This is a genomic window from Pseudomonas sp. GW821-FHT09E12 (assembly GCF_059416085.1).
This window is the reverse complement of the sequence record NZ_JBWKOM010000001.1, coordinates 272,653-297,365: the sequence shown is the minus strand read 5'-3', so window position 1 is coordinate 297,365 and position 24,713 is coordinate 272,653. Positions and strand designations below refer to the sequence as shown.

The following is a 24,713-nucleotide window of genomic DNA, read 5'->3' as shown; positions in this document are numbered from 1 at the left end:
TACCTCAGAAGTTGATGGTGATGTTCGGGACTTCGCCGCGGGCGATCTTGAGCACAATGGCCTTGGCCAATTCCTCGGTGATGTTCATCGACATCAGCGCCTCTTTCGCGGTGCCCATAACCCTGGATTTGTGGGCCTTGTCGGCTTCCCTGGCCTGCTGCTGTCGCACGATCTCGGCGGCAGCGGCGTCTGCCCGGCGGCGTTCTTCAATGCGCGCCTGTTCGGCAGCTTGCTCAGCGCGCTGTTCGGCGGCAGCCTGATCCGCTTTCGCCTGGGCCGCTGCGCGTTCGGCTTGCTCGGCCTGCAGCTTCAGTTCCAGTTCACGGCGCTCGGCGGCGGCTTTGGCTTCCTGCTCGCGGCGCAAAGTGGCTTCACGCTCGGCCTGGGCTTTCTGCTCGGCTTCGATACGGGCGCGCTCGGCGGCTTCCCGGGCGATGCGCTCCTCACGATCCTTCTGCTCGCGGGCTTCAGCCTCGGCGCGCAGGCGGGCAAGCTCGGCCTGTTCTGCTTCGTACTGTTCGCGCTTTTCGAGGGCGGAACGCAGGGCTGCCAAAGTGTCTGCCTTTAATCGAAGTGCCTCGGCTTCGTGATCGCCCAGCCACTCACCGTCGATCACTATGTTTTCAAAGGCTCCGATGCTGATTCGAAGGTACTCGGAGTCGGCGGCACTGATGATCTGCGGGTCCAAGCGCAGTTCGCCAACCCAGGCTTCGATCTCTCGTTTCTTGGCAGCCTCAGCCTCTTCCCATTCATTCAGCGGCCGGCGGACTTCTTCCTGCCATGCTTCCAGGGTGTCCCGGACGCGCTTGCGCTCGGCGTCGATCTTCTTCGGCACTTCCTTCAGGTCGGCGACCAGCTTCTTGCCGACGTCATCCAGGGCTGTTTTGGAGCGGGCTACGGCATAGGCCATTGATGCGATTGCTTCACGACCCTTTCGAGTGCTGATGTCCGGAGTGAAGCCATCGATCTTGCTGCGGATCTGTTGCAGCCATGGTTCAAGGCCGTTCGGCGTGCTGTAGACGGTGAGGGCAGTTTCTTGAGGCGGCACTACGGCCAGTTCGGTTTGTGCGGACACGGGAGTTCCTTGCCGCGAATCTCGCAGCGCTTGAAGAGGTGGTTTAGGAAGTGATGCGATCGGCGAGGGCGCCCAGCAGCATCAGGAAGGTGCAGAAGAGAAGGGTGATTGCAGATCCGCGCCAGTAGGCCGCGCGGCGGGCAACCTGGCGACTACTCATGGCCGAACCCTCACCGCGATCCGGCCGCCCTTCATCGTCGGCGCCAGGCGCTGGGGCAGGCTGGCCACGGCACGCTCTCGCGGCAGGCCGATCACTTCGTTGAAGGGAAGGCCGAAGCCCAGCATGACCAGCTTCGCTTCGATTTCGTCGAACTGTTCATCGATCAGGGACTTAACTGGTGCAGTACTCACATTGCCTCCTTGCGCCGCTGACAGGCTTCCATCAGGCGCTTGCAGTAGTGGTTGAACTCGTCAGTGGTGATTGCGCCATCGGTGAACAGGCGAGTGATAAGCGCCTGCACCAGGACGTCGATGTCCGACTGGCTATTTGGATCGGCGACCCCGTCGAGGGCCTGGTCGATGAGGATGTGAGGGCTCATAGATCGCCATCCACATCGTCTTCCCGCTCTTCCTGCTCAGCCGCCACCGCGTCGGCGGCGTAGGGCCTGAGCAGGGCCATGGCGATCTGTTCCAGGGCCTGAACAGGCCTTTCTGAACCGAGTAAATCGCCGGCATGGCTGTAGGATTCGCTCTGGCTCCCAACGACCGCGGCAAGAACCAGGCGAGCGAACGAATCACGCTCGTCCAGGTCGTCGATCTGCCGCTGATTCAGGTGGCCCTGGAGGTAGGTGGCGAACTGATCAGCCGTGACGGTGACTGGCTTGCTGTAGCGCCGCTTCCACGACACGTCAGCGCCGCACACCAACTGTTCCGCCGCATGCTCCAGCCATTCGCGCTCGGCTTCGCTGTTGTCGGGTGCCTCAGCAGGCAACAAAGCGTCGAAGCGCTCCTGGCAAATCTTCAGTGCTGCGTTCATGGTCGCCTCCTGCATGGCGAGTTAAGCGGTAACCGCGGTAATTTCGGCTTCGTTGTCTGAAAGGAGCTTGGCGAACGTCTCTTGTTTGCGTGGGCACGCCTGAAACTTCTGGCAGGCGACGCCGTTGCACGATGGTCCGCGGCTCATACCGTTCACGTTCTTCTCAGCCGGGCACTCGCGGGACTTCATCCAGAAGTAGCAATTGCCACACTTGGGCCGGGCGTCCGCTTGAATCCGCACTCGCTCGCGTTTCAGGTAGGCAAGGTGGCTCGCCTTGCCCAGGTCATCGATGAGTTTGTCGATCTGTTCGAGCATGGCGACCTCCAGTGTTCGTGGTTCAAATCCAATCGAAAGCACTCGCGCACAGCTGTTTGCCGGTGGGCGCCGTGGAGTGCTTTCTGTTGGGTTCGGGGGAGAAGCAGGAAGGGAGCCCAGGCCCGCGACTGGCGACGGCCTGGGTTTGAAGCGTCAAGTTTTCTTCGTGCGCGATGGTGGCCCACCGGAAACCCGGCCGATGCGCGGTGACATCGAATGGCCTAACTGGCCGCTGCCTGCCCGGCGTCGGTCGCAGCCTTCAGGCTTACTGCGACCCGCAAGGTAATTCGTTCATCTATTTCAGGGTCGTGCCCTCCGCGCAGGTTGAGCTGAAGCCTACAATTCGTCGTTCTTGTTCAGGCGCCGGTTGAGGAGATATGCGTTGGAAAAACTGAAAGCCATTGCCGCGAAGGCGAAGAAGTCGATTGATCGCATCACGAGCTTCCCGGTGGTGCTGGTGATGAAGATGCTTTCAGCGACTGGGATTACCAGGGCGCTCACCAGGGCGGCAACGAGGGCTATCCGTAAGAACCGCTTGATGCGCGCCTCGATCATTCTGGTTTCGCTTGAGTTGGGCTTTTTGCTTATGGTGCTCATCCTGATGTCGATGGGGTTCAGTCGAACCAAGACCGGGATGGAGGCCGTAGCGCTGGCCCTGCGGATGGTGCTGATTGCGCTGACTGCGGGGTCCATTGTGTTCTTTAGGCACTCGAAGGTTACTCGAAAGCATCACGCTGGCACTGAGATACGGCGTCTGGCCAGATCCAGAAGGGATGCTGGTGTTAGGTGATTCCTTCTCACTGACCGCGATGTAGTCCATGCAATGGCATCCCATCCGTCAGCACTCTTTGATCTAGGGCCATCTACGCTGCTGGCCACGGGGTGAGGCATCCCCTGTACCAGACTTGAAGGCGTTCGGCTCGCTACCTTGAATCTTTGGTGTGGTGGAGCTAAAGAGCGTTGGTCTATCGAGGCCGGAGCCAAATTCAGGCCGAACGAATCCAGGCCGCGTTGTTGGCTTTCGCGAAAATCAGGTTTGGCTTAAGCGGAGAGAGCGACCTCTTCCGGGAAAGGGGTCAGTCGTCGAGACCGTAGCTGAAGTCGTCGGGGTCGCAGTCGATAACAAGAATCGCATTGCCGAAGTACAAGGACGCGAGCATGCGCTCCCACTTCGTCCTGATGTTCATGTTGAGCGTAATCTTTTTGTCGTCGAGCTTGGCACTCATCACTTCGCCGTACTGCTCTTTCGGGCGGAACCTGTCGCCGGTTTCGCGGTCGCCCTTGATATGGATGTGAAGCGAGTGCTTCAGGTTATATTTGCTACGCCCGCTGGAACCATAGATCTGCCGCTCGCTACTGTCTTCTGGCTCAGGGTCGAAAGCGATGTAGAGGAACTCGGTCGACCCGCTGATGCTTTCTTCGAATCGTATGTCAGGACTACTCCAGCGCTCTTCGGCGGCCTGATCCCTGTGATCGCCGATAAACTCGTCGAGCAGGGCTTTCAGTGAAACCTCGCCGGTCAGCAGGCCATCGGCAGAAAGCACTTCCGTAATTGACTTGTCGGCGTGCTCGAGGATTACCGACCCCATGGCCGCCGCTTCCCAGCGCTGACGCAGGGCGTTGGCGATCAGGGCGTTGTACCGCTGAAGCTCGAACATATCGGAGACGTTCGCCGGAAGGGCGTCCTTTACGGCCTGTTTGATCTGGCCAGAGAAGTCGCCATAGGAGCGGAATGCATCCTTGACGACGGACTTGAACATCTCTTCGATGCCCTCGTCGATCAATTCGCGCGGACGGTCGGACTGGGCGTATGCAGTGACGCGCTCGGCAAGCAGCGCTTGAAGGGTTTGTTTGCTCATTTGATGCTCCGTGCTTGATCGGTTGATTTCCCGTCTGGCCCTGTCGCCAAGGCCAGCCAGTGAAATCGTCAAGCTGCGCGCTCCAGCTCCTGCTGGGCGAGCATCTCGGTCACAGCCTCTGTCGGGGTGAGGCCTTCCCGGTGAAAGTCTCCAAAGTCGCTCTCTTCCTGCGAGCCAAGCTCGATGGTCTGGCCGGTCAGCTTTTCCACCTTGGAAAGCCAGCTGTAGTAGGCGCGATCTGCTTTGTCTTCGCGGCATTCGTCAGCCGCCATGGTTGCCATGTTGAACATCGTGAATCCCTCCGGTTGTTTCCCGCTGCCACCGATGCGGTGGCAGAAGTGAAAAGGTCCGTCACGCCGGCATCCTGGTTGGCAACTGATCAATTATCGTGATCGAGCCGCGATCAGTAACCGCTACGCGACCGGTGTAGCCAGGGTTCAGCTCTGCAAGCCGGGGGTGGGCTTTGAACTCAATCACTCGGCCTGTGCGACTGCCGATGCCGACATAGATAACGTCACCCACTTCAATTTCGCTTCCGCGCTTCGTTGGCATTTCGTTTTCTCCGGTTGTTTTCCCAATGCACCCGGTCGCCCAGGTGCATCAGTGAAAAATTCCGTGTTGCTATCCGCCCCATGCGCGGCGCCGCGGTTTCCCCACCTGGCCGGCGTCACACATTTCGTGTTCGGTGTTCTTCGCCGGCTGGCTTGCATGGTTTGGCGTCCTCCAATGAGTGGAGTCCGGCAGGTTCCAGAGCCTGCATGGGGATCGAAGTTTGTGTTTCGCGCTGTGCCCGTTTCCGGGGATCGATCCGCGAAGATTTCGTGTTGTTAAAGAGCGGCGCGGCTTTCGCTGCTGGGCCTGTGTCGCTGGCCTGGATACAAATATAGGTAATCCCATATTCATGGTCAATGGGTATTCCCATATTTTTTATAGGAGGCGATAAAAAGCCCGCTCAAAGGCGGGCTCATTTATGCGTCGCAATATTCTCGCCAGCCGATCCTGACGGCCCCATCATGTAAATGCTCTACGCGAATGCCGACGGTATCGCCGATATCCTGGATCACCTGCTGCCATGCTTCCTGGCTCTCGTCGTCACGCCTTGAGACGACAACCATTTGAATCTTCTGCACACCAGGGGAGGCGATTATTCCCTGTATGCGTCGACCTACCAGCTCATAGGAGTTTCTTTGTTTTGGTTTTTGGGATGGTGCTTGGTTCACGGCTCGCTCCTTGTTAATACTGTATATATATACAGTATTTATGCTGCCATAAATTGGCAATAGGGAAGTGAAGCTAATCGTTTGAATGAGTAGGGACCTCGAATGAATACCTCTCCGGCGGACACAAAAAAGCCCGCACTTAGCGGGCCTCGGATGGATTCCTGTTTCTAGTCAGAGATCGGCGGGTACTTGCCGCTCACCGAGTCCCGATATACGACCTCACTGAAAAGCCTTGGCTCATTGCGTAAAACGGCCAGAGCCTGTTTGGCTTCATCTTTTGTTTCGAAGGGGCCAGCACCGATAGCCAGGCCGATCATTTGGACTACAGGCAGATCAAGAGCAGATATTGCATCTCTCACACGATCTTGCTCTTCGATATCTCTGCATGGAACTGAAGCAACCCAGCCATTCTTCAGGCGTGGCTCCTTGGCTGCATCAATATCGGCACCGCAGTGCTTGCACTTGATGGCGGCGTTCTTGATTGTCTCAGCACACATAGGGCAAGGCCTGGTGCCCGAGTCGAGCGTTGCTACAGGAGCGCCTTGGTTGCGACGGCCAAGCATCGCCATCAGCAGCCCGGCAATCAGAAGTACGCCGCCGATGATGGTGTAATTCTGGCGGTCAGCCATTAGCCCCAAGTTATTCACCCGACCCATACCGGCCGGAACAGAAACGTCCATGACCATCGCGCTGAGCATGACGATAACCCCGAGCACGATCGCAAGAATTCCAAACCCTCGCATAGGTATCCCTCCCCAAAAGGTGATCATTCTACCATTCTGGCCCCGCGCCATCACCCAACAGAAAGCCCGCCAATGGCGGGCTACGGGGTCAGGCGGGGAGGGCGGAAACAAAAAGCCCGGCGCTGGGCCGGGCTTGATTAGAATGTTTCTTTGGATTGCTTAATGAATTCTAAGAAATCAATACACGTTGTCGGAGGAATCTTTTTCTTGCATACAGCTGGAATTTTATATTTGGAAAGTGTCTTTGGAAGGTCAAACTGAACCTTTTCGTTTGATACCAAATTTATCCCATTTGACTCAGCCGTTGCTATAATAATTAAATCGTTCTCACCTACGCCAGCGCCGTACTTGTCTCCTTGGATTTCTAGCATTTCTTTTAAGCGAGTTGCGCAGAGCAGTATTTTGGTATTTGGGTGGAGTATTGATATCTCAACTGTATCTAACCAATTTCCGCACTCTGGGATTTTATGAGTAACCTCTTGATGGGCTACGGATGAAATGGAGATTTCTCCAATGAATGCCAAACTTTCAAGCCAGCTCCATAGTTTTGGGAATTGATCTTTAGGATAGTTATCCCAGGCATAGATAATTGATGAAGCATCAAGCGCCCACATAATATCCCTTAAGATCGTGTATATCCTTTACCTTGATTCCATCAAGGTAGCTGCTTGCTTTGGATAGCGTAATATTTTTTGCAGTAAGAGAGTCTAATACGACGCGAACAAAGCCATCCCCGAATATATGTTTGGGTTCGCGGTGTCGATAACCTCTATTACCTCCGCCATCAAGCTCGGGAATCTTTAGCTTGCTTCTCCACGCGCGATAGGCTCCATACTCTTCTCCGCTAAGTCGGCCTGCGTCAAGCAATCTTCGGAGAATAACCTCACCGCTTACTCCCCATCGCTTTCTGTATGGGGACAGCCATTCATCGTACTCATCAGCGTTATTTGGTTTGTCATGAATGCTAATTGTTTCCAGGAAACTGTCAGGAACAAGTATTAGTCCTGCAAACTCATTTGCCTCACGCTCCGAGCCACTACTATGATGAAGATCGGCATCATCGTCAATTGAGCTCGTTCTGTGCAGAAGTATGTGACCAAGCTCGTGCATGATGGTAAATGTCTGCAGCGCTTCAAAATACTGTTTCTTTACAAAAATCAGAGGGCACTTCTGATCGTAAAGAGAAAAACCTAGAACGGGATTGTCTTTAGCTATCTGCCATTGACCATTGTATCCATTGCTTCGGAATACCAAGATCCCTTTCCGCTCTACCGCCGCACGATATTGATCAAATGTATTTTCGGTTGATAGTCCGAGCCAGGCTCTTGCGGTTTTTGCTGCTTCGCGCGCATGGGTTGATAGCTTTGGCGGTACAAATTCCAAATCATCGTCAAGCCCTATTTCTTCGCGCAGGCCAAGATAGATATCTCTTTGACGTTCGGCACGCTCAATAAGAGCCCGCAGTTTTGTCGAGATAGTTGGCTTTTGGTTTGCAATGCTTCTAAATGCTGCAGTGTGGACTTTTACTGAGTCAGCAGGGCCTTCTTCCATAAAAAAAAGAATGCCACGACCAAAGTACTCTGCAACTTTTTTGAGCTGATTGAAGGTTAGACCGCGCCCCTCAGACATAGCTTTTTCGAGAGTGCTCTCCGAAATGCCCGTTTCGAGAGCAAGAATTGAAAGCGTGATCTTGCTATCTTCGCAGCACCAGGCGATCCTGCCTTGATTGAAATTTATTCGCTCCATGTGCCCCTCAACCCGCAGGTCAGCCCTCTCTCAGTTTGACGTTTAGTCTACGCATCGACCTTGTTCTAGTCGAATTTTCCTCATCCATCCTCCCGCGCAATCCTTCTCGCCTTCACCTCATCCACGCGCTGCATAGAACTGGTTTAGCGCTATCAGCTCAAGAACAGCCACCATCACGCAGAATGCAACAAAGCCTCGCGTGAAGACCCTGCGAGGCTTTTCGTAAGGCTGGAGATTAGCGAGACCGCCGAGAAGGTCGGATAAAAAGTCGAGCAGCCCCATCACCCATCAGCCTCGCTGTTAATACGCCCAGCCTTCAGCTGGGGCGTGCACGTTTCAATGAAGAACCCTGCGACTTTCTCCAATCCTGATCCGATCGAGCGCCCGATTCAGCGCGTCCAGGGCATCGAGGAGGGCCTTGGCCTCAGCCTCTCGTCCATCACCCCAAAGCCGCTCAGCCATTTTGTTGAGGGCCTGGATGGATCGTTCGATATCAGCAGCAGTCGCTGCCTTGGTATCCACCGGCTGCTTCTTTGGCATCTAGTAGAACTTCTGCAGAGCCTGCACCACGACGCCCACAATCCGGCAATTCTCGTCGACCGGCTCGATTGGGTAGCCAGAATTTAGCGGCTTCAAGAACAGCCGCCCCCCATCGCTCACCAATTTCTTGAATGTTGCTTCATTGCTGTCTGGGAGCTTGGCAATTACCAGCTTGCCGGGGGCCACCTCGACTTCGGTATCGACCAGGATCAACGTACCCTCCGTGATGCTCTGTCCGGCCGGCGCAGTCATCGAATCGCCTTTGACCTTCAGCCAGAACGCCGGGCCTTTCGAGTCGTATTCGGAAAACTCGTAGGTGTCTGAAATTCCGGCCGGGTAGGGCTCCACAGCCTCTGCCCAGGCGCCGGCGGCGACCCAGCTGATGACAGGGTATCGGAAGGACCGTGATGGCTGGACGGCCATCGAGACATTGGACTCGGCCGGTCCGCTCCCCGCCGTTGATGTCATAGGGCCGATCTCATCTGACAGCCACTTGGCACTCACACCGCAAGCGTCAGCAATCTTTACAACATGCGCAGTAGCTTTCGACTTCCCGCGCTCGAGGTCAGAAATCGATGTTTGTGTGATGCCCGCCTTGGCGGCCAGTTCAGCCTGGTTGAGCTTCGCGTGCCGGCGTGCGGCTTTTAAACGGTCTTTGAATTCCATTGCGGGAGTATTACGGGCGCTCCCATATTCTTGCAAATCGGCATTCCCATAATCTAATATATGGGTATTCCCGTATGGAGGGGCATCATGACCGAAATTTACAAGGGCCTCGTTGACTACTTCGGTACGCAGGAGGCAACCGCCGAAAAGCTCAAGGTTGATCAAAGCACCGTTTCCGGATGGGTTCGGGGGAAGCACGGCATGTCTCCAGTTATTGCCAAGCGAGCGGAGGCGTTGACCGAAGGTGCTTTCAAAAAAGAATCCCTATGTCCGTCGTTTCCTTGGGCCGAAATGGCCGCCTGATCAGGCTCTCGCTGATTCGATGAACAAATGATCGCCCACCACCAAGGCAGGGCGCCACGGAAACAAAAGTGAGGTTTTACGAATGGAAGATTTTCTGCGGTCCTGCCAGAGCGCTGTGCTGGACAACGAGGCCAAGGCCCTGGCGGCGAAGATGGGCGTTCCCCACGTCAGTCTGTTGCAGCGCGCCAACCCGGACAACGACGCTCACCACCTGACGGTTGAGCACTTGTTCGGGATTTTGCTGCACACCGGCGATATGCGTCCGCTCGCGGCCCTGGCCAATGAGTTTGGTTTTGATCTGGTGGCGCGGAAGGCGCCCGAGCCTCAAGCCCTGACCAAATCCCTAATCAATGTCGGTAAGGAAGTGGCAGACCTGACAATCGCGGTCCACGAAGCCCTGGGCGACAACCACGTCAGCACTTTTGAGAAATCCCAGATCCGCCAAGAGATCAACCATGTTCGCCACAGCCTCGACGTGATGGATGCGTCGGTAAAGGCCGCTTGAAATGCAATTCACCATCACGATCAACCAGGTGAAGGCGCTCGAGTGGGGGCTGAATTCTCAGCAGGCCCTGCTGTTCGCCTTCATCTACGGCTGCCCGAGCTGGACCAAGCCGGTTAAGACCGACGATGGGATCTTCTTCGCGCTGAGCAAGGCCAAGATCGTCGAGGAGCTGCCGCTTCTCACTGACAAGCCGGACACTGCCTATCGCATGCTGAAGGCCCTGGACGAGGCCGGTTTAATCGAACTTTCCAGCACTTCCAACATCACGCTTTTCCGGCTGACCGAGAAGGCCGTCGAGTGGAACCAGAAGCTTGATGGGTCGGAAAAATATCCGACCCCACCAGAGAACCAAGGTCGGAAAAAAATCCGATCTACCTCGGAAAAATCTCCGAGCAAGGTCGGAAGAAAATCCGAGCCAGGGTCGGAAAAAAATCCGACAAATCAGGATACCAATCATCAGGATACCAATCAGGGGACAAGTCAGGACTTGCAGGACGGTCCGGGCAAGCCGGCTCCGTCCAGCGGCTTGGTGGTTCTGGATCGCCTCGAAGTACCTCGGGTGGAAATCCCTGCCGACATGCCAGGCCCAAAGGACCAGTCATGCAAGACCTTCAAGGTCTGGGCGAACTACGCCATGGCCTACCGCAAGCGCTACGGCGCCTGGCCGGTGTGGAATGGCAAGGTCGGCAAGCAGATGGCCCAGCTTGTGGATCGTCTCGGTGCCGATGTTGCTCACCATGTGGCGGCCCATTACCTGAAAACCAGTGACGCTTCCATTCTCCGCAAGTGCCACAGCCTCAACGAGCTGCTGGCCAACGCCGAGAGCTACCACACCCAGTGGATTACCGGCCAGCGCATCAACGGGGCAACTGCCCGCCAGATGGAGCGTACCGAGGCGAACCTCTCCGCGGCGGAGCAGGCAGCCCAGATGGTTCTGGCCAAGCGCCAAGCAGGTGATCGCAATGAATACCTCTGAAATGAACGATCAGCAGGTAGCCGGGCTGGCGTCCGCGATCTGCGCCACTGCTGAGGCCATGGGGCAGGAGATGAACCCTGGAACTGCGGCGATGATGGCTGAAGACCTGTGTGCGTACCCGGTACCCGTCGTCAAGGCTGCACTGAAGGCGTGCCGCTTCGAAGTGAAGGGCAAGCTCGCCATGGCGGACATCCTGTCGCGCGTGCAACTCATGGATGGCCGCCCAGGAAAAGATGAAGCCTGGTCGATCGCGCTGCTCGCTAGTGACGAGATCGAAACCGTAGTGATGACGGCCGAGATCCAGCAGGCCATGACCGCTGCTGCTCCGATCCTGCGGCTTGGTGACAAGGTGGGCGCACGCATGGCGTTCAACAGCGCCTACGACCGCCTGGTGGCAACGGCTCGGGCAGAAGCCATTCCAACTACCTGGAGCGTCTCCCTTGGATTCGACCCAGGGCGCCGGGTCATCGCCATAGAGTCAGCGGTCCGGATGCAACTGATTACTCAGCAGTCCGCCACTCAGTACTTGGCAGATCTTCGCATCACCCCAATCACCGCCGACGGCCAGGCCATTGCTGGGCTGCTCACCGGATCCCAAGCGAATCCGTCGCCACATCTTCGCGAAAGGCTCGCTGAAGTCCGCCAGATCGTGGATGCGGCAAAAGCACGCAATGACCGTCAGCGGTTGAAGAAGGCCCAGGCTGATCGTGTCGACACGTATTTGCGCAAACGCAAAGCCCGCAAGGCTATTGCGGCGGCACAACGCAAGGAGAGCCTTTGATGAACGAAACCAGGCAACAACAGATGCTCGCCGGCCAGACGGCACTGGCCCGCAAGGTCTTCCAAGTCGTCCCGATCCAGCAGCACTGGGCCGCGCTCGAAATCCATCGGGCCCTGCAAGCCTCGAAAACCAGCAGCGCTGAATTCCCGGCAGTTCGCGCCTGCCTTGGCGCACTGAAAGAACACGGCCTGATCCGCGAGCCAGTCAATGGTCACTTCCAGCGCACCACCGCTACCCAAAAACCAAGGAAAGAACAAGCCATGCCGAAGACCGCAGCCCAAACCGTAGTTTCCATCAAGAAAGCCGAAGTCGGCGTGCTGGACTCACTTGCTGCGCTCTCCGGTGAAGTGTTCGTGCTTGCTGAAGAGTTTGGCCAGCGCATGAAGGCCATGGCGGCTCGCATCGAAGAAGTGGCTCTTTCTGTGGCGGCTGATCAGGAGAGTAATGCCGAGGCCCTGGGTAAGTTGAAGCAGCTGCAGGCCTTGCTGAAGGGGATCGCGCAATGAGCGACTACACCGAACTGAAGCGGCTGGCTGAGGACGTGAATAGCAGTTTTCCCGATAAGGAAGACCTCTGGAACATGGTGTGCACTCCTACAGTCGCACTCGAGCTGATCGCCGAAATCGAGCGGCGGGACGAAAACCCAAACTTTCGGGCCATTCAGGCAGCTCGTGCCGAAATTGACCAACTCAAGGCCAGCTTCAAAAACTTCCACCGCAGTCTCTGCGAGCGCTTCGGCTACTACCACGACGATATCGACTGGCAGCGTGACCAGGTATCGCTAGAAGAGCACATCGCCACCCAGTTCAGCCACGTCAACGCGGAGAACGGCTCGCTGCGCAGCCAGATGGAGACTGTGCAGCGTGGTGCCGGCCAGCTCAAGGCCGAGAACGAGGAGCTGCGCAAGGACGCAGAGCGGTATCAGTGGATTTGCGCGAATGCTTGCGACCTCAACTTCTACGCCGCCGGGCCAGCGCCGATCCGTGGCCGCGTAGAGATCGACGCTGAGCAATACCCAGTCAGCGAGTGGGGCTCTGCTAAGCCCGAGCTGGATTTGATCATCGACGCCGCCATGGGCAAGGGAGAGCAGCCATGAAGGAGTTCTGGAAGCTGTACAAGCGGTCTTTTACTGGGTTCTGGTCGAACCTTAACGCCGCGGCCGAATGCGGCGTTGAGTTCGCCAGTCACCTGTTGGTTCTTTCGCTTCCTCTGACTTTTCCAGTGCTTTATCCGCTGGTGATGCTCTGGAAGATGGTGGCCAAGCATGACTGACAAAATCTCCGTCAACTGCCAGGCCAAGCTCTCCGAAGCCATCACCTGCCTGACCACCATGTACCGGGAGAAGAAGTTCGTGGTCGTCTCCCTGCGCCCTGGGAAGGATCGCACGCTCGACCAGAACGCCCTGTGGTTCGCCATGTACAAGCGCATTTCCGAAATGACCCAGATCGGCGATGCAGGAGACGCGCGCCGGTACTGCAAGCTGCACTTCGGCGTACAGATCCTGCTGAACGAGGATGCCGGGTTTCAGGCTGAGTGGTACCGGGTCATGCGCCATCTTCCCTACGAGACGAAGCTGAGCATGATGGGCGGCTGCAAGCTGTTTGGCCCGGATGGTTTCCCGGTGACCAGCCTGTTCAATCGCGGCCAGGGCATCCAGTACACCGATCGCATGGCTGCGTACTTCACCGGCCATGGCGTGGTTTTCAGTGACCTGCTGAGCCAGGAGGCCGCATGACGATTGAGCGGAAACCGCCCAAGCCGAAGAAATGCCGCGTCGATACGTGCAGGGCCTCATTCGTGCCGCAGCGCCTGGGACAAGCCGTATGCAGCCCGGCATGCGCGATCGTCGACGCCCCGCGCAACCAGGAAAGGGCGCGCAAGTCGCTTGCCGAGGTAGGCCGCAAGGAGATCCGCGCAGCGAAGGAGCGAGTGAAGACTCGCGGCGATCACGCCCGGGAGGCTCAGCAGGCTTTCAACGAGTGGGTCCGCCTGCGTGACGCCGCATTGCCCTGCGTGAGCTGCGGGCGCCATCACGAAGGCCAATACCACGCCGGGCACTACCGCACCGTAGGAGCGAACCCAGAGCTTCGTTTTGAGCCGCTCAATGTCTGGAAGCAATGCGCGCCATGCAACAACCACAAGTCCGGCGACATCGTGAATTACCGCATTGAGCTGGTGCGGCGGATCGGCGCTGAGAAGGTCGAGTGGCTTGAAGGCCCTCATTCGGCCCGCAAGTACACCATCGACGAGCTCAAGGCACTGAAGGCCAAGTATCGAGAACTGATCAAAGATCTGAAGAGGGAATCAGCATGAAACTGATCAACGCAAGGCAGGTATGGACCGAGGCTCAGCACGAATCGAACGCGTCGATCAGCGCTGCGGCCATTGATCGAGCAGAATCGGCGCCGGTGAAGAAGGGCGCCCGCATGCGCCGGCATGAAGCTGTATTCGCTGCGCTGGGTGATGACAAGGAAGAGCGCATCCAGGTCGTGCGCGAGAGGATCAGCATCAGCGAGACGCGCCGCACGCCAGTCGGCCGGTCCACCGCCCGCGCCGCGCACCTGGCCATGATCGGCAAGGTGCTGCGCGCGATCGACACTCTGCCGTTCCAGGTGCAGCAGTTCGGACATTACCTGTATCACCCTGCGATGAACATGCGGCATCTGCTGAATGCTGTGCTGCTGATCACCGCCAAGGCGGCGTTGCCCGATCTGACCTCGGCCAAGCGCGTAAAGGCGCAGTACCTGGTCACCCTGGCCCTGCAGTCGTATAAGGGGGAGGTGCATGGCGCGGCGGAGTGGGGGCCGGCGCGGGTGGCGGCTGAGATGAATGCCTTTTTCGGTGTGTCGATCGAGCCAAAGCACTGGAACAGGGACTGGATTGCTTTGTGGGATTCACTGAAAAAAGTTATCGAGGAAGTGGATATGCAAGCCCAGCAGCCTATATGGCAGGTGATTCACTCGGAAAAAGATCAAGAAGCAGCATAAAGGTATTGACATGGTGGGGTTTTGCGCGTACTTTTCCCATAGTGCACAAGTAACGCGAAACGCACACGAATATCCGAACCCGGCCAAGAGCCGGGTTTTTCGTTCTGGTAACATTGAAGGCTGCCAAATTCACGGAGCTGGGTATGCCAAGAGCAATATTTATCGATAACTGTGCTTTCGATAGGCTTTTTGAGCTCGGTATCGATCCGGGGCATATAAACGGGGATGAGTTCCAGTTTTATGTGACCGGAGAAGTGTTGATAGAGATCGACGCGATACCCGATACCCAAGAAAAGGAAGAAAAGAAGCGCTGGATTTCGAGAATTGCCAGGGGCGAAAGCGTTGCAGAAACTGGATACTTTGGATTTGCCGAGGACCCCAGTGCATACGGATTTGGTCAAGGGTTTCTCGCTGATCTTTCACAAGTGGAGTATCTCGCAGAAACAAAATCAGAGCTCGGCCCAGAGCGACCTACTGGACTTCCTAGAAATCATACTGATCGCCTCTTGCTTTCTCATGCCATTGTTTTCGCGGTGCTCACTGACGAGGCTCGCCTTGGAAATGGCAGGCTTATGGATCAAGCGCTAGAGCGCGGAGCTACTGTGATTCGGATGCGGGATTTTGATTCCGAAAATGAAACATTTACAGAATTTTTAAGAAGGCACTTTCCTGCCGAAAATGCTTAATGAAGGCCTGAAGCCCCGACCTCAATCGGGGTTTTTTATTGCCTCGAATTCACCTGTAGCCAGGACAGCCCTCGGGAACACCTGGACGTCGATAGCCGGATAGTGCGACGTACGGAATCAACACTGGCAGCCCGTGCACCCTGACCTCACAATGCTGCGGGGTGGCGTGAGACTGGATCAGCGAGATCGATGCATAGGGGCGTCGACGCTGTGATAGCCTTCGGCGGACAGGAGGGGAAAGACCCTCACACCATGCGGATGGTGACTGAGTGGCCAAAGGTTGAATTGCTGGGTAATGCCGGCTTCATGGCTAGTTGCTTGAGGTGGTCGCCATGGACCGATACCAAGGGCGCCGCAGGTTCGAACCCTGTCCATCCGCACCTATTCAGGGCCTCGGCATTCGCCGGGGCTTTTTGTTTTGGGCAATGCCCAGGCCAACGCAGGCCCTTTTTTAATCCATCAACTCCCGACCGGGAGGAAATCGAGATGCCGAACATGCCCGATAAACCAGATACCTGGCTGCTCGTCCTTGCGTGGCTGAGCCAGCACGCGCCGACGATCTATGCCGGGGCGCTGTCGTTCGTAGTGGGTGCGCTACGCATCATCTACGGCGGCGGGACTCGGCGCCAGGCACTGCTTGAGGCTTGTCTCTGCACCCTGATCACCATTGGGCTGATACCGCTGCTCGAGTATTTCGGGTTGCCGCAGAGCTTCGCCACTCCGGCTGGCGTGTTCATCGGCTTCCTCGGTGTGAAGAAGATCGCTGAACTGGCTGATCGGTTCGCTGACTTCAAGCTGCCGAGTCGAAAGGCAGAGTAGTCCCATGGACTACATCATCGGCGGAAACCACTACTCCGCGAGTTACCAGGACCTACGCGAGGAACACGCCCGATTCGCCGGCATGACCGACAAGCGCTTCCTGAAGGAACTGCCCGCGGCGCTGCACTTCGCGGTGTTCGTGTGTTGGTTCAAGGAGCTGCCGTCGAGCGTTGTCCTTTCGGATGAGGGAATCGTCCACCAGCTGGCCCATCTGATCCACCTGAAGGGGGAGCCGCTGTTAATGGCCAGGCTTGGCGAGATCCGCGAGCTGTTCAACAAGCAGCTGCAGCTTGCAGCGTAGGTCGCGACACGTTTCGCGAATCAGCAAATAGTGTCGCGACACGCGACGAGGAGAGCAGCATGGATAACCAGCACAAGAAAATCACCGGCTACCGCGACCTGACCCAGTCTGAAATCGACGGCATGAACTCGATCAAGGCTCTGGAGGCTGACGCCGGCGAGCTGTTCAAGCAGATTGGTCAGATTGAAGGCGTTGATCCGCGCCTGCTGGCCCTGGCCAAAACCAACCTGCAGCAGGGCTTCATGTGGTTCGTGCGCTCGATCGCCAAACCCGCTGATCCATTCAGCTGATGGGCGACGTAACGCGCCTGCGCCACGCGCTCCCACTGAGCCAGGACATCACCAAGGCGCTGACCGAGCTGGATAGCGCGATCGCCAAGGCTGTCGACGCTGCCAAGGCTGCCGGCCTGCCTCAAGGTTTGGTCGTATCTCTCCTGCACGGGCATGCTCAGGTGCAGACCAACATCATGGTTAGTTGAATTGCTCGATACCCTGGATGGAATGGTCAGCACCAGCTACCTTGAAATTTCACTCAAGGAGCACGGACATGGCAGAGAAATATGTTGGAAACATCGTCGCTGTTGGTACGGACAATTTGGACTATGTGATCAATGTCTATCAGGATGAGATCGTCGAGCGAACGCTTAACGGTATAGTCCGACATGAAGGCCTGAAGCGTTTCGAAATGCAGTATGGGGGCGCTGCAAACAAGATTTCAGAAACTGAGTATGAGGTTGTGGCTACGGGGATGAGGATCACTGTGCATGATGGCCACAGCTAAGATTAGTCGTCCGTTCATGCGGCCACCGGAATTGGTTGCCGCATGGCAGGCTGCATGCTCACCGACCATGCATATGATTTAGGCGCTGGCACTCTTCGTCTGCGGTCCCTTCATCGTCATATGGTCCCCCGATGTAATCCCCTGTTCGCGTATCCACAACCCGAAAACAAATTCGGCCAAGTGGGAGCGGGTCTAATGGCTCACCTGGTCGGTTGCCTTGAACTACTGCGTTGGCCCTTGGCTTACGCTGAACAATATAGGTCTCCTGCATGGTCCGACTTCCTTGGTTGGGTTGACTGCTACACATACTGGCATCCAAAGACTATATCAAGCTCAAGGTGACCCATGGACAGGCCATACCCTCCATCGTCACTGCTCGAGCTGTCGGAGCTATCCGACTTCGGTATCCGCCTGACTCCAGCTCCCGAAGTGTGGGAATGGCTCCAGGCGGAGATCCTTGCCGACACCGGCAGCATCCACAACGAAGATCACGCTCACCTACTGGATGCAGACATCCAAGTCATGTGGGCATCGTCACACTTCGAGAAGCAGGGCCGTACAGTCCTGGGCCAGGCCGAGCAAGTGGCGTTCCGCGCCGGCGGTTGGCAGAAGGCGCGGATGGAACAGCAGATGCGTGATTGGTTCGGCGAGGTGCCGGCTTTCATCATCACCTTGGCCGCTGACTACTGCGCCCAATGCAGCGATGAAGAGTTCTGCGCCCTAGTGGAGCACGAGCTTTACCACCTGGCCCACGCCAAAGACAAATACGGCCAGCCAGCCTTCACCAAGGAAGGCGCACCCAAGATCGAGATGCGTGGCCACGACGTCGAGGAGTTTGTCGGCGTGGTCCGCCGCTACGGTGCAAGCCCTGACGTCCAGGCGCTGGTGGACGCTGCAAACAATCCTGCTGAGGTGGGGAAATTGAACATATCGAGGGCCTGCGGAACCTGTCTGCTCAAGTCGGCCTGATTCTAGACAGGCTCTAGACGGATGAGACCCTATGGCAACCCTGAAAAATGAGGTGAAGAGCTTCATCGTTCAGGCTCTGGCGTGTTTTGACACACCTTCTCAGGTGGTCGACTCCGTCAAGAACGAATTTGGGGTGGTGGTTACCCGCCAGCAGGTGGAGACACACGACCCAACCAAGGCCGCGGGTAAGGGGCTCGCGATCAAATGGCAGACCCTGTTCCACGACACCCGTAAGCGCTTTCGTGAGGACACGGCAGAAATCCCGATCGCCAACCGTGCGTACCGACTGCGCGCCATGAATCGCTTTGTGGAGCGCGCCGAGGGGATGAAGAACATCGTCTTGGCTATGCAGATCCTGGAACAGGCTGCCAAGGAGTGCGGCGACGTCTACGTGAATCGCCAACGGAAAGACGAGCCTGACGACGAGCCGGTGATCCCGACCCGGATCCAGGTCGACGTAGTGGATGCGAGGAAGCCGAATGCCGAGCCTTAACGTTCCGCAGTCGCAGTTCCTTCTGTTGCCCCACAAGTTTCGTGCATTCGTTGCTGGCTTCGGCTCGGGGAAGACCTGGGTTGGATGCTCTGCACTGAGCAAGCATTTCATGGAGTGGCCCGGCGTCAACGCTGGGTACTTCGCTCCGACCTACCCGCAGATCCGGGACATCTTCTATCCAACCATGGATGAGGTGGCCTATGACTGGGGGCTGAAGACCAAGATCAACCAGGCGAACCATGAGGTTCACATCTACAGCGGCCGGCAGTACCGCGGCACTGTGATTTGCCGGTCGATGGAGAAGCCGCAGACCATCGTCGGCTTCAAGATCGGCCACGCCCTGGTGGATGAGTTGGACGTGCTGACGTCGATCAAGGCGCAGCAGGCCTGGCGCAAGATCATCGCGCGGATGCGTTACAACCTGCCCGGGCTGAAGAACGGGGTAGACGTCACCACGACGCCGGAAGGCTTCAAGTTCGTGTTCCAGCAGTTCGTGAAGCAGCTGCGCGACAAGCCGGCGCTCAAGGGCATGTACGGCCTGGTCCAGGCCAGCACGTTCGACAATGAGTTGAACCTGCCGGACGACTACATCCCATCGCTGATGGAGTCGTATCCCGAGCAGTTGATCAGGGCTTACCTGAATGGCCAGTTCGTCAACCTGACCTCTGGCTCGATCTACCACGCTTACGACCGCAAGTTGAATCAGTGCTTCGACACTGTTCAGCCGGGTGAGCCGCTGTTCATTGGCATGGACTTCAACGTCGGCAAGATGGCGGCGATCACCCACGTCAAGCGCGAGCAGGGTTTGCCCAGGGCAGTGGATGAGCTCATGGATGGCTACGACACGCCGGACATGATCCGCCGCATTAAAGAGCGCTACTGGCGCCACAACGGCAACGACTTCGAGAAGACCTGCGAGATCCGGATCTACCCGGACGCCTCCGGCGACTCGCGCAAGTCGGTCAACGCCAGCATGACGGACATCGCGATGCTCAAGCAGGCCGGTTTCTCCGTCATCGCGCCCGCGGCGAACCCACCGGTGAAGGATCGTATCAACGCTATGAACGCCATGTTCTGCAACGCCCAGGGCGAACGGCGCTATCTGGTCAACCCGTTCACCTGCCCAACCTACGCCGACGGCCTGGAGCAGCAGATCTGGGCACCCAATGGCGAGCCAGACAAGACACAAGGCAACGACCACGCCAACGATGGCGGTGGTTACTTCATTCACCGCGAGTACCCGATCATCAAACCGGTCACCGCTATCAAAATGGGATACGCCCGATGAGCAACGACGTCTCCTTCAAGCGGGCGGACTACCTCGAGGCGCTCGATCGCTGGTCTACAGTGCGCGACGTATGCGCCGGCCAGCACCGGGTTGTCGACCGACTGCCGTACATCAATGCACACGACAAGTCGCCTGAGAACCAGGATCGCAACAAGGCATACCGCGAGCGCGCGGTGTTCAAGAACGCTACCGGGCACACTCGTAACGGGCTGCTCGGCCTGGCCTTCCACAAAGACCCGACGTTGACGGTACCGAAGAAGCTGGAATACCTGCAGGACAACGCCAACGGCTCCGGCGTGAGCATCTACCAGCACTCGCAGGGCACGCTTGAGAAGGTGCTTGAGGCTGGACGTCATGGCCTATACGTCGACTATCACCAGGACGATGGCATTGGCGGCCACTCGGTGATCCTGTCGTACTGCGCTGAGGAAATCATCAACTGGCGCACCGGCATGGTGAATGGGCACAGCGTTCTGACCCTGGTGGTGCTGCGGGAGGCACCAGAGGTGGAGGACGGCTTCGGCTTCAAGGTGATTGAGCAGTATCGCGAGCTGGCACTGGAGCCTGAGGGCTTTGTCTGTCGGGTCTGGCGTCGGTCTGGCCCTAAAGGCGGCCCGCTGACCGTCGTTGAGGAGTTCAGGCCTGAGGGCATCACTGGACGTCTGAAAGAAATCCCGTTCACCTTCGTTGGCGCGCAGAACAACGACCCGAGCATCGACGAGTCGCCGCTCTACGACATCGCGATGATTAACCTGGGCCATTACCGGAACAGCGCCGACTACGAGGACAGCGTCTTCTGGTGTGGTCAGGCCCAGCCGTGGATCTCCGGCTTGGATGAGCAGTGGCGCGACTGGATGGAGAAGAACGGCGTCTATGTTGGCTCCCGCGCGCCGATGATGCTGCCTGTCGGTGGCGCATTCGGTTACGCGCAGCCGCAGCCGAACACACTGGTCAAGGAGGCCATGGCCGACAAGAACCAGATGATGATCGAGCTGGGCGCTCGCATGGTGGTGGCTTCGCTTTCGTCCAAGACGGCAACTGAAGCCCGCGGCGATCAATCGGCATCGACTTCGGTGTTGGCCGGTTGTGTGGCCAACGTCAGCGAGGCTTACACCCGGGCGATCATGTGGTGCTGTGCCTATATGGGCGTCGCCGACAAGAAGGTCGCCTACCAGGTGAACCAGGAGTTCGTTGAGCTGACGGCTGATCCGCAGATGATCACTGCACTTGTTGGGCTCTGGCAGAACGGCGGGTTCGCGAAGGCCGACCTGAGGGCCTACCTACGCAAGCTTGGGCTTATTGCGCCAGAACGCACGAACCTGCAGATCGATGGCGAGCTGCAGGAGCAGGGCGACGGTCTGGGCCTGGACGACGAGGACGCACCAAATGGCGGTAAACCAGGCAATCCTTGATGCCACGATCCGGCACGCAGTCTTCCTCGAGCAGTTGAAGGCGGGGGAGGTGGGCAAGTTCGCTCCCTTCCTCAAGGAGATTGACCGATCTATCCGCGACCGCCTCACTCAGTCGGATCTGACCGAGTACAACACCAAGCGGTTGGAGGCGCTGCTGAAAGAGGTCGATAGCCTGCTGCTGGGCATCTTCGACCGCTACAGCGCGCAGCTGAACCTCGATCTAATCGACATCGCCAACTACGAGGCCGAGTTTGAGGCTACGAGCTTAGCCAGGTCGGCGCCGGTTGGTGTCTCGCTGGATGTGGTGGCACCTACGGCCGCTGCGATCCGTACAGCGGTGCTGACAAACCCGCTCAGCGTGCGTGGCACCGGCGGCGGCAAGCTGCTGAAGTCATTCATCAAGGGTTGGGCCGGTGCAGAGCGTGACCGGGTGACTGGCACGATCCGGCAGGGCTTCTTCGAGGGGCAAACGAACTTCCAGATCATCCGCAACATCCGCGGCACCAAGGCGTCGGGCTACAAGGACGGCATCCTGGCGACCACAAACCGCAATGCCAGCACGGTCGTGCACACGGCGATTCAGCATGTGTCGTCCCAGGCGCGCATGGAGGTGGGTAAGGCCAACGCGGACGTGGTGACCGAGGTCGAGATGGTCGCCACACTGGACAGCAAGACCAGCCAGCAATGCCGCTCGATGGACAAGCGCCGGTTCCCGGTCGATTCCGGACCCCGGCCGCCGTTTCACCCGAACTGCCGAACCACCTTCGTCCTGCTGACCAAGCTCAGTGAGATGTTCGCCAAGGGCGCTACCCGGGCCTCGGTGGGCGCAGATGGAGCGGGGCAGGTGAGTGCCAGCCTCGACTATTACCACTGGCTTCAGCAGCAGCCAGCGTCGTTTCAGGATGTGGCTATCGGGCCGGTGCGGGCCAAGTTGTTCCGCGAGGGCGGCCTGAGCATCGAGCGCTTCGCTGAGTTGCAGCTCGATCGCAACTTCACGCCGCTGACCCTGGTGCAGATGAAGGGGCTGGAGCCTTTAGCGTTCCAAAAGGCTGGAATTGGCACGGCTTGAAATCAAGGCGTCTGATATCAATCCCCATGCCTCTCTGTATTGTTCAAGTTCGGGTAAGTGTTTCAGATCGACTTTACTCCAACCCTCGGAGCGAGGCAGTGCCTGGACGGTTGCAACTGGCAAAACGTAGTAATGCGGCGGCATGGGTTGCTTCTTTCCGTCAGGAGACCCGCGATTGAGGAATACCGCTACCACAAACTCGCACTCGAAGTTCTTGATAGGGAAGCCAGTCGCACCAGTTCTCCAGCGACTCTTTACCTGAATCCTCGCGGAAGAATTGTACTCAGCGTTGGTGGCGACAATGTCGTATCCCGGCATGTTGGTGTAAGTCTTGTAGGCCGCAATTTTATGAATCAGTAATTGCCCCAAGACGAGAAATTCAGCTCCCTCGCTTTCCAGCCTTGTGTCCATCCGCGCCATAACGCTCTCCATTTCGAACGTCCCTGAATCGAGGGACGTGATTACTTACGCCTGCCAGGCAGGCTAATCCAAACCCAAGGGGTGCATCAACGTGGCAGAAGAAAACGAAATCGACCTGGAAAACCCGGCAATCAAGGCCGCTATCGCGACTGCCGTTGAAGCATCCGTTTCTGGGCTGAAAACCAAGAACACCGAACTGCTGGGCAAGCTGAAGGACGCCTCCGGCAAACTCAGCCAGTTCGAGAGCCAGTTTGAAGGCTTGGACCTCAACGCCGTGAAGGGCCTGTTGGCCAAGGCCGGCCAGGACGAAGAAACCAAGCTCCTGACCGAAGGCAAGATCGACGAGGTTGTCACCAAGCGCACCGAGCGCCTGCGTGGTGATTTCGACAAGCAGCTCAAGGCTGAGAAGGATCGTGCTGAAAAGGCCGAATCCTTCGCCAGCAAGTTCCGGGACAAAGTCCTGGGCGACTCTATCCGTTCCGCCGCCATCAAGGCCGGCGCGCTGCCCGAGGCCGCAGATGACTTGATCCTGCGCGCCAAAGGTCAGTTCACGCTCAACGAAGAAGGCGAAGCGATCGCTGTCGACAAGGAAGGCCAGGCCATCCTCGGCAAAGACGGCAAGACCCCTCTGACTCCGCTCGAATGGGCGGAATCCTTGCGCGAAAGCGCACCTCATCTGTGGCCAAGGGCTTCAGGGACCAATGCCCCGGGCGGGGGTGGCGGTAATGCCGCATTGAAGCGCTCCGAAATGACGTCTGTGGCCAAGCGTGAGTTCATCACGAAGAACGGCCAGGACGCTTACCTGAAATTGCCCAAATAATGGAGTAACCCATGGCGACTACCGTCAACTCGGACATGATCGTTTACAACGACCTTGCCCAAACCGCCTATCTGGAGCGCATCCAGGACGTGATCGATGTGTTCAACGCTTCTTCCAACGGCGCCCTGGTGCTGGATAACGAGCTGATCGAAGGTGACCTGCGCAAGCGTGCTTTCTACAAGCTCGGGGGTTCTATCGCTCACCGTGATGTCAACTCGACTGCCGCGGTGGCCGGCCAGAAAATCGGCTCTGGCGAAATGGTCGGCGTGAAGGTGCCGTTCAAGTACGGTCCTTACGAAACCACAGAAGAGGCTTTCAAGCGTCGCGCGCGTTCGCCGGAAGAGTTCTCCGAACTGGTTGGCGTCGACTACGCCGATGCAGTGCTGGAAGGCTACATCCAGTACGCGATGGCAGCACTCAAGGCTGCCATTGGTGCGAACCCGGCGATGGTTGCCAAGGCAAGCTTTGCCACCGACGGCAAGAAGGCCCTGACCAAGGGCATGCGCAAGTTCGGTGATCGCTTCGGCCGTATTGCTCTGTGGACCATGGACTCGGCGACCTACTTCGACATGGTCGACCAGGCCATCACCGAGAAGGTCTACGAAGAAGCCGGCGTGGTCATCTATGGTGGCCAGCCAGGCACCATGGGCAAGCCGGTGCTGGTGTCGGACACCATCCCCGCGGAAACCATCTTCGGCCTGCAGGCTGGTGCGATCAAAATCACCGAGTCCCAGGCCCCGGGCTTCCGCTCGTACCCGATCAACACCCAGGAAAACTTGGCGATGGGCTTCCGCGCCGAAGGCACCTTCAACCTGGATCTGCTGGGCTACAGCTGGAAGGACTCCACCGGTGGTGTGAACCCGAACCTGGCTGCGATCGGTGCCGGTGCCAACTGGACCAAGTACGCCACCAGCGACAAGGTCACTGCCGGCGTCCTAATCGACTTGTCCGCGCCTTAATCGGC

At 57.7% G+C, this 24,713-nt stretch carries 39 protein-coding genes and 1 tRNA gene; 25 read left to right on the top strand and 15 right to left on the bottom strand.

Annotated features, from left to right (window positions below; genetic code table 11):
- Positions 1-4 precede the first annotated feature (4 nt).
- The 5 genes from AC07PQ_RS01455 to AC07PQ_RS01435 form a co-directional block, all read right to left on the bottom strand.
- Entirely contained in the window at positions 5-1,075 is a 1,071-nt protein-coding gene (locus AC07PQ_RS01455) for a hypothetical protein (protein WP_493184679.1), read from the bottom strand.
- Between the two features lie 156 nt (positions 1,076-1,231).
- Complete coding sequence (locus AC07PQ_RS01450) at positions 1,232-1,426, bottom strand: hypothetical protein (protein ID WP_493184680.1); 195 nt, start codon at positions 1,424-1,426, stop codon at positions 1,232-1,234.
- Positions 1,423-1,614: a hypothetical protein gene (locus tag AC07PQ_RS01445; protein ID WP_493184681.1), complete on the bottom strand. Its 192-nt coding sequence runs from the start codon at positions 1,612-1,614 to the stop codon at positions 1,423-1,425. The genes AC07PQ_RS01450 and AC07PQ_RS01445 overlap by 4 nt, the downstream gene beginning before the upstream one ends.
- Positions 1,611-2,051, bottom strand: coding sequence for a hypothetical protein (locus AC07PQ_RS01440; RefSeq protein ID WP_493184682.1), 441 nt, complete (start codon positions 2,049-2,051; stop codon positions 1,611-1,613). Before AC07PQ_RS01440 ends, AC07PQ_RS01445 begins: the two co-directional genes overlap by 4 nt.
- Positions 2,052-2,072: 21 nt before the next feature.
- Complete coding sequence (locus AC07PQ_RS01435) at positions 2,073-2,366, bottom strand: hypothetical protein (RefSeq protein ID WP_493184683.1); 294 nt, start codon at positions 2,364-2,366, stop codon at positions 2,073-2,075.
- Between the two features lie 382 nt (positions 2,367-2,748).
- Between AC07PQ_RS01435 and AC07PQ_RS01430 the strand changes: the two genes are divergently transcribed.
- Positions 2,749-3,156 carry a hypothetical protein gene (locus AC07PQ_RS01430; protein ID WP_493184684.1) on the top strand — a complete coding sequence of 136 codons (408 nt, stop codon included), beginning with the start codon at positions 2,749-2,751 and terminating at the stop codon, positions 3,154-3,156.
- 286 nt (positions 3,157-3,442) lie between these two features.
- Here the strand turns inward: AC07PQ_RS01430 and AC07PQ_RS01425 are convergent, their stop codons facing one another.
- The 9 genes from AC07PQ_RS01425 to AC07PQ_RS01385 all read right to left on the bottom strand — a co-directional run bounded on the left by AC07PQ_RS01425 (position 3,443) and on the right by AC07PQ_RS01385 (position 9,140).
- Entirely contained in the window at positions 3,443-4,225 is a 783-nt protein-coding gene (locus AC07PQ_RS01425; RefSeq protein WP_493184685.1) for a hypothetical protein, read from the bottom strand.
- 68 nt (positions 4,226-4,293) lie between these two features.
- Positions 4,294-4,515, bottom strand: a complete 222-nt coding sequence (locus AC07PQ_RS01420; protein ID WP_493184686.1) for a hypothetical protein — start codon at positions 4,513-4,515, stop codon at positions 4,294-4,296.
- 61 nt (positions 4,516-4,576) lie between these two features.
- Positions 4,577-4,777 carry a hypothetical protein gene (locus AC07PQ_RS01415; protein WP_493184687.1) on the bottom strand — a complete coding sequence of 67 codons (201 nt, stop codon included), beginning with the start codon at positions 4,775-4,777 and terminating at the stop codon, positions 4,577-4,579.
- Positions 4,778-5,193: 416 nt separating this feature from the next.
- The gene (locus AC07PQ_RS01410; protein ID WP_493184688.1) at positions 5,194-5,445 is read right to left on the bottom strand and encodes a DUF1654 domain-containing protein; all 252 of its coding nucleotides are present in this window, start codon (positions 5,443-5,445) and stop codon (positions 5,194-5,196) included.
- A 167-nt stretch (positions 5,446-5,612) separates the two neighbouring features.
- A complete protein-coding gene (locus AC07PQ_RS01405) occupies positions 5,613-6,215 on the bottom strand; it encodes a hypothetical protein (RefSeq protein ID WP_493184689.1) in 603 nt (200 codons plus the stop codon).
- A gap of 110 nt (positions 6,216-6,325) precedes the next feature.
- Positions 6,326-6,802, bottom strand: a complete 477-nt coding sequence (locus AC07PQ_RS01400) for a DUF4411 family protein (protein WP_493184690.1) — start codon at positions 6,800-6,802, stop codon at positions 6,326-6,328.
- Positions 6,789-7,934, bottom strand: a complete 1,146-nt coding sequence (locus AC07PQ_RS01395; RefSeq protein WP_493184691.1) for an ImmA/IrrE family metallo-endopeptidase — start codon at positions 7,932-7,934, stop codon at positions 6,789-6,791. Before AC07PQ_RS01395 ends, AC07PQ_RS01400 begins: the two co-directional genes overlap by 14 nt.
- A 336-nt stretch (positions 7,935-8,270) precedes the next feature.
- Entirely contained in the window at positions 8,271-8,474 is a 204-nt protein-coding gene (locus AC07PQ_RS01390) for a hypothetical protein (protein WP_493184692.1), read from the bottom strand.
- Positions 8,475-9,140, bottom strand: a complete 666-nt coding sequence (locus AC07PQ_RS01385) for a LexA family protein (protein WP_493184693.1) — start codon at positions 9,138-9,140, stop codon at positions 8,475-8,477. It lies immediately after the preceding gene.
- 87 nt (positions 9,141-9,227) lie between these two features.
- On the opposite strand from AC07PQ_RS01385, the gene AC07PQ_RS01380 reads away from it, so the two are divergent.
- From AC07PQ_RS01380 to AC07PQ_RS01275, 22 genes are all read left to right on the top strand, one after another.
- Positions 9,228-9,443, top strand: coding sequence for a hypothetical protein (locus AC07PQ_RS01380; protein WP_493184694.1), 216 nt, complete (start codon positions 9,228-9,230; stop codon positions 9,441-9,443).
- Positions 9,444-9,525: 82 nt separating this feature from the next.
- Positions 9,526-9,948, top strand: coding sequence for a phage regulatory CII family protein (locus tag AC07PQ_RS01375; RefSeq protein WP_493184695.1), 423 nt, complete (start codon positions 9,526-9,528; stop codon positions 9,946-9,948).
- Position 9,949: 1 nt separating this feature from the next.
- On the top strand, positions 9,950-10,924 hold the full coding sequence (locus tag AC07PQ_RS01370; protein ID WP_493184696.1) for a phage replication protein: 975 nt from the start codon (positions 9,950-9,952) through the stop codon (positions 10,922-10,924).
- Positions 10,911-11,705 carry a hypothetical protein gene (locus AC07PQ_RS01365; protein ID WP_493184697.1) on the top strand — a complete coding sequence of 265 codons (795 nt, stop codon included), beginning with the start codon at positions 10,911-10,913 and terminating at the stop codon, positions 11,703-11,705. Before AC07PQ_RS01370 ends, AC07PQ_RS01365 begins: the two co-directional genes overlap by 14 nt.
- A complete protein-coding gene (locus AC07PQ_RS01360; protein ID WP_493184698.1) occupies positions 11,705-12,211 on the top strand; it encodes a hypothetical protein in 507 nt (168 codons plus the stop codon). The genes AC07PQ_RS01365 and AC07PQ_RS01360 overlap by 1 nt, the downstream gene beginning before the upstream one ends.
- The gene (locus AC07PQ_RS01355) at positions 12,208-12,801 is read left to right on the top strand and encodes a hypothetical protein (RefSeq protein WP_493184699.1); all 594 of its coding nucleotides are present in this window, start codon (positions 12,208-12,210) and stop codon (positions 12,799-12,801) included. Before AC07PQ_RS01360 ends, AC07PQ_RS01355 begins: the two co-directional genes overlap by 4 nt.
- Positions 12,798-12,977, top strand: a complete 180-nt coding sequence (locus tag AC07PQ_RS01350) for a hypothetical protein (RefSeq protein WP_493184700.1) — start codon at positions 12,798-12,800, stop codon at positions 12,975-12,977. Before AC07PQ_RS01355 ends, AC07PQ_RS01350 begins: the two co-directional genes overlap by 4 nt.
- Positions 12,970-13,440 carry a hypothetical protein gene (locus tag AC07PQ_RS01345; RefSeq protein WP_493184701.1) on the top strand — a complete coding sequence of 157 codons (471 nt, stop codon included), beginning with the start codon at positions 12,970-12,972 and terminating at the stop codon, positions 13,438-13,440. The genes AC07PQ_RS01350 and AC07PQ_RS01345 overlap by 8 nt, the downstream gene beginning before the upstream one ends.
- The gene (locus AC07PQ_RS01340; RefSeq protein WP_493184702.1) at positions 13,437-14,018 is read left to right on the top strand and encodes a recombination protein NinG; all 582 of its coding nucleotides are present in this window, start codon (positions 13,437-13,439) and stop codon (positions 14,016-14,018) included. Before AC07PQ_RS01345 ends, AC07PQ_RS01340 begins: the two co-directional genes overlap by 4 nt.
- A complete protein-coding gene (locus AC07PQ_RS01335; protein WP_493184703.1) occupies positions 14,015-14,692 on the top strand; it encodes a bacteriophage antitermination protein Q in 678 nt (225 codons plus the stop codon). The genes AC07PQ_RS01340 and AC07PQ_RS01335 overlap by 4 nt, the downstream gene beginning before the upstream one ends.
- A gap of 143 nt (positions 14,693-14,835) precedes the next feature.
- Complete coding sequence (locus tag AC07PQ_RS01330) at positions 14,836-15,378, top strand: hypothetical protein (RefSeq protein ID WP_493184704.1); 543 nt, start codon at positions 14,836-14,838, stop codon at positions 15,376-15,378.
- A 254-nt stretch (positions 15,379-15,632) separates the two neighbouring features.
- Positions 15,633-15,758: transfer RNA gene (locus AC07PQ_RS01325), tRNA-Ser, on the top strand.
- A gap of 106 nt (positions 15,759-15,864) precedes the next feature.
- Positions 15,865-16,197, top strand: coding sequence for a phage holin, lambda family (locus AC07PQ_RS01320; RefSeq protein ID WP_041983323.1), 333 nt, complete (start codon positions 15,865-15,867; stop codon positions 16,195-16,197).
- 4 nt (positions 16,198-16,201) lie between these two features.
- Positions 16,202-16,498 (top strand): hypothetical protein, encoded by a 297-nt coding sequence (locus AC07PQ_RS01315; protein ID WP_493184705.1) that lies wholly within the window; start codon positions 16,202-16,204, stop codon positions 16,496-16,498.
- Positions 16,499-16,557: 59 nt separating this feature from the next.
- Entirely contained in the window at positions 16,558-16,788 is a 231-nt protein-coding gene (locus AC07PQ_RS01310) for an Acb2/Tad1 domain-containing protein (protein WP_004573849.1), read from the top strand.
- Entirely contained in the window at positions 16,788-16,976 is a 189-nt protein-coding gene (locus tag AC07PQ_RS01305; protein ID WP_493184706.1) for a hypothetical protein, read from the top strand. The genes AC07PQ_RS01310 and AC07PQ_RS01305 overlap by 1 nt, the downstream gene beginning before the upstream one ends.
- A gap of 68 nt (positions 16,977-17,044) precedes the next feature.
- Positions 17,045-17,278: a hypothetical protein gene (locus AC07PQ_RS01300; RefSeq protein ID WP_493184707.1), complete on the top strand. Its 234-nt coding sequence runs from the start codon at positions 17,045-17,047 to the stop codon at positions 17,276-17,278.
- A 345-nt stretch (positions 17,279-17,623) separates the two neighbouring features.
- Positions 17,624-18,247 carry a putative metallopeptidase gene (locus tag AC07PQ_RS01295; protein WP_493184708.1) on the top strand — a complete coding sequence of 208 codons (624 nt, stop codon included), beginning with the start codon at positions 17,624-17,626 and terminating at the stop codon, positions 18,245-18,247.
- A gap of 31 nt (positions 18,248-18,278) precedes the next feature.
- Positions 18,279-18,740 carry a DUF2280 domain-containing protein gene (locus AC07PQ_RS01290; RefSeq protein WP_053260398.1) on the top strand — a complete coding sequence of 154 codons (462 nt, stop codon included), beginning with the start codon at positions 18,279-18,281 and terminating at the stop codon, positions 18,738-18,740.
- Positions 18,727-20,028: a terminase large subunit domain-containing protein gene (locus AC07PQ_RS01285; RefSeq protein WP_493184709.1), complete on the top strand. Its 1,302-nt coding sequence runs from the start codon at positions 18,727-18,729 to the stop codon at positions 20,026-20,028. Before AC07PQ_RS01290 ends, AC07PQ_RS01285 begins: the two co-directional genes overlap by 14 nt.
- Positions 20,025-21,440: a DUF4055 domain-containing protein gene (locus tag AC07PQ_RS01280; RefSeq protein WP_493184710.1), complete on the top strand. Its 1,416-nt coding sequence runs from the start codon at positions 20,025-20,027 to the stop codon at positions 21,438-21,440. The genes AC07PQ_RS01285 and AC07PQ_RS01280 overlap by 4 nt, the downstream gene beginning before the upstream one ends.
- Complete coding sequence (locus AC07PQ_RS01275; RefSeq protein WP_493184711.1) at positions 21,415-22,509, top strand: minor capsid protein; 1,095 nt, start codon at positions 21,415-21,417, stop codon at positions 22,507-22,509. The genes AC07PQ_RS01280 and AC07PQ_RS01275 overlap by 26 nt, the downstream gene beginning before the upstream one ends.
- Here AC07PQ_RS01275 and AC07PQ_RS01270 read toward each other — a convergent pair.
- On the bottom strand, positions 22,474-22,929 hold the full coding sequence (locus AC07PQ_RS01270) for a hypothetical protein (protein ID WP_495072378.1): 456 nt from the start codon (positions 22,927-22,929) through the stop codon (positions 22,474-22,476). The two genes, AC07PQ_RS01275 and AC07PQ_RS01270, sit on opposite strands and share 36 nt — an antisense overlap.
- A gap of 91 nt (positions 22,930-23,020) precedes the next feature.
- Between AC07PQ_RS01270 and AC07PQ_RS01265 the strand changes: the two genes are divergently transcribed.
- Positions 23,021-23,749: a hypothetical protein gene (locus AC07PQ_RS01265; protein WP_493184713.1), complete on the top strand. Its 729-nt coding sequence runs from the start codon at positions 23,021-23,023 to the stop codon at positions 23,747-23,749.
- 11 nt (positions 23,750-23,760) lie between these two features.
- A complete protein-coding gene (locus AC07PQ_RS01260; protein ID WP_493184714.1) occupies positions 23,761-24,708 on the top strand; it encodes a major capsid protein in 948 nt (315 codons plus the stop codon).
- Positions 24,709-24,713 lie beyond the last annotated feature (5 nt).

Bases quoted from the DNA above. Each gene is read 5' to 3' on its own strand.
- AC07PQ_RS01295 (WP_493184708.1), top strand. From the start codon at position 17,624: ATGGACAGGCCATACCCTCCATCGTCACTGCTCGAGCTGTCGGAGCTA.
- AC07PQ_RS01270 (WP_495072378.1), bottom strand. From the start codon at position 22,929: ATGGCGCGGATGGACACAAGGCTGGAAAGCGAGGGAGCTGAATTTCTC.
- AC07PQ_RS01405 (WP_493184689.1), bottom strand. From the start codon at position 6,215: ATGATCACCTTTTGGGGAGGGATACCTATGCGAGGGTTTGGAATTCTT.
- AC07PQ_RS01275 (WP_493184711.1), top strand. From the start codon at position 21,415: ATGGCGGTAAACCAGGCAATCCTTGATGCCACGATCCGGCACGCAGTC.
- AC07PQ_RS01280 (WP_493184710.1), top strand. From the start codon at position 20,025: ATGAGCAACGACGTCTCCTTCAAGCGGGCGGACTACCTCGAGGCGCTC.
- AC07PQ_RS01370 (WP_493184696.1), top strand. From the start codon at position 9,950: ATGCAATTCACCATCACGATCAACCAGGTGAAGGCGCTCGAGTGGGGG.
- AC07PQ_RS01425 (WP_493184685.1), bottom strand. From the start codon at position 4,225: ATGAGCAAACAAACCCTTCAAGCGCTGCTTGCCGAGCGCGTCACTGCA.
- AC07PQ_RS01360 (WP_493184698.1), top strand. From the start codon at position 11,705: ATGAACGAAACCAGGCAACAACAGATGCTCGCCGGCCAGACGGCACTG.
- AC07PQ_RS01320 (WP_041983323.1), top strand. From the start codon at position 15,865: ATGCCGAACATGCCCGATAAACCAGATACCTGGCTGCTCGTCCTTGCG.
- AC07PQ_RS01345 (WP_493184701.1), top strand. From the start codon at position 12,970: ATGACTGACAAAATCTCCGTCAACTGCCAGGCCAAGCTCTCCGAAGCC.
- AC07PQ_RS01365 (WP_493184697.1), top strand. From the start codon at position 10,911: ATGAATACCTCTGAAATGAACGATCAGCAGGTAGCCGGGCTGGCGTCC.
- AC07PQ_RS01355 (WP_493184699.1), top strand. From the start codon at position 12,208: ATGAGCGACTACACCGAACTGAAGCGGCTGGCTGAGGACGTGAATAGC.
- AC07PQ_RS01440 (WP_493184682.1), bottom strand. From the start codon at position 2,051: ATGAACGCAGCACTGAAGATTTGCCAGGAGCGCTTCGACGCTTTGTTG.
- AC07PQ_RS01260 (WP_493184714.1), top strand. From the start codon at position 23,761: ATGGCGACTACCGTCAACTCGGACATGATCGTTTACAACGACCTTGCC.
- AC07PQ_RS01300 (WP_493184707.1), top strand. From the start codon at position 17,045: ATGGCAGAGAAATATGTTGGAAACATCGTCGCTGTTGGTACGGACAAT.
- AC07PQ_RS01350 (WP_493184700.1), top strand. From the start codon at position 12,798: ATGAAGGAGTTCTGGAAGCTGTACAAGCGGTCTTTTACTGGGTTCTGG.
- AC07PQ_RS01290 (WP_053260398.1), top strand. From the start codon at position 18,279: ATGGCAACCCTGAAAAATGAGGTGAAGAGCTTCATCGTTCAGGCTCTG.
- AC07PQ_RS01375 (WP_493184695.1), top strand. From the start codon at position 9,526: ATGGAAGATTTTCTGCGGTCCTGCCAGAGCGCTGTGCTGGACAACGAG.
- AC07PQ_RS01380 (WP_493184694.1), top strand. From the start codon at position 9,228: ATGACCGAAATTTACAAGGGCCTCGTTGACTACTTCGGTACGCAGGAG.
- AC07PQ_RS01390 (WP_493184692.1), bottom strand. From the start codon at position 8,474: ATGCCAAAGAAGCAGCCGGTGGATACCAAGGCAGCGACTGCTGCTGAT.
- AC07PQ_RS01400 (WP_493184690.1), bottom strand. From the start codon at position 6,802: ATGTGGGCGCTTGATGCTTCATCAATTATCTATGCCTGGGATAACTAT.
- AC07PQ_RS01385 (WP_493184693.1), bottom strand. From the start codon at position 9,140: ATGGAATTCAAAGACCGTTTAAAAGCCGCACGCCGGCACGCGAAGCTC.
- AC07PQ_RS01285 (WP_493184709.1), top strand. From the start codon at position 18,727: ATGCCGAGCCTTAACGTTCCGCAGTCGCAGTTCCTTCTGTTGCCCCAC.
- AC07PQ_RS01305 (WP_493184706.1), top strand. From the start codon at position 16,788: ATGGGCGACGTAACGCGCCTGCGCCACGCGCTCCCACTGAGCCAGGAC.
- AC07PQ_RS01445 (WP_493184681.1), bottom strand. From the start codon at position 1,614: ATGAGCCCTCACATCCTCATCGACCAGGCCCTCGACGGGGTCGCCGAT.
- AC07PQ_RS01335 (WP_493184703.1), top strand. From the start codon at position 14,015: ATGAAACTGATCAACGCAAGGCAGGTATGGACCGAGGCTCAGCACGAA.
- AC07PQ_RS01415 (WP_493184687.1), bottom strand. From the start codon at position 4,777: ATGCCAACGAAGCGCGGAAGCGAAATTGAAGTGGGTGACGTTATCTAT.
- AC07PQ_RS01310 (WP_004573849.1), top strand. From the start codon at position 16,558: ATGGATAACCAGCACAAGAAAATCACCGGCTACCGCGACCTGACCCAG.
- AC07PQ_RS01420 (WP_493184686.1), bottom strand. From the start codon at position 4,515: ATGTTCAACATGGCAACCATGGCGGCTGACGAATGCCGCGAAGACAAA.
- AC07PQ_RS01340 (WP_493184702.1), top strand. From the start codon at position 13,437: ATGACGATTGAGCGGAAACCGCCCAAGCCGAAGAAATGCCGCGTCGAT.
- AC07PQ_RS01435 (WP_493184683.1), bottom strand. From the start codon at position 2,366: ATGCTCGAACAGATCGACAAACTCATCGATGACCTGGGCAAGGCGAGC.
- AC07PQ_RS01315 (WP_493184705.1), top strand. From the start codon at position 16,202: ATGGACTACATCATCGGCGGAAACCACTACTCCGCGAGTTACCAGGAC.
- AC07PQ_RS01330 (WP_493184704.1), top strand. From the start codon at position 14,836: ATGCCAAGAGCAATATTTATCGATAACTGTGCTTTCGATAGGCTTTTT.
- AC07PQ_RS01395 (WP_493184691.1), bottom strand. From the start codon at position 7,934: ATGGAGCGAATAAATTTCAATCAAGGCAGGATCGCCTGGTGCTGCGAA.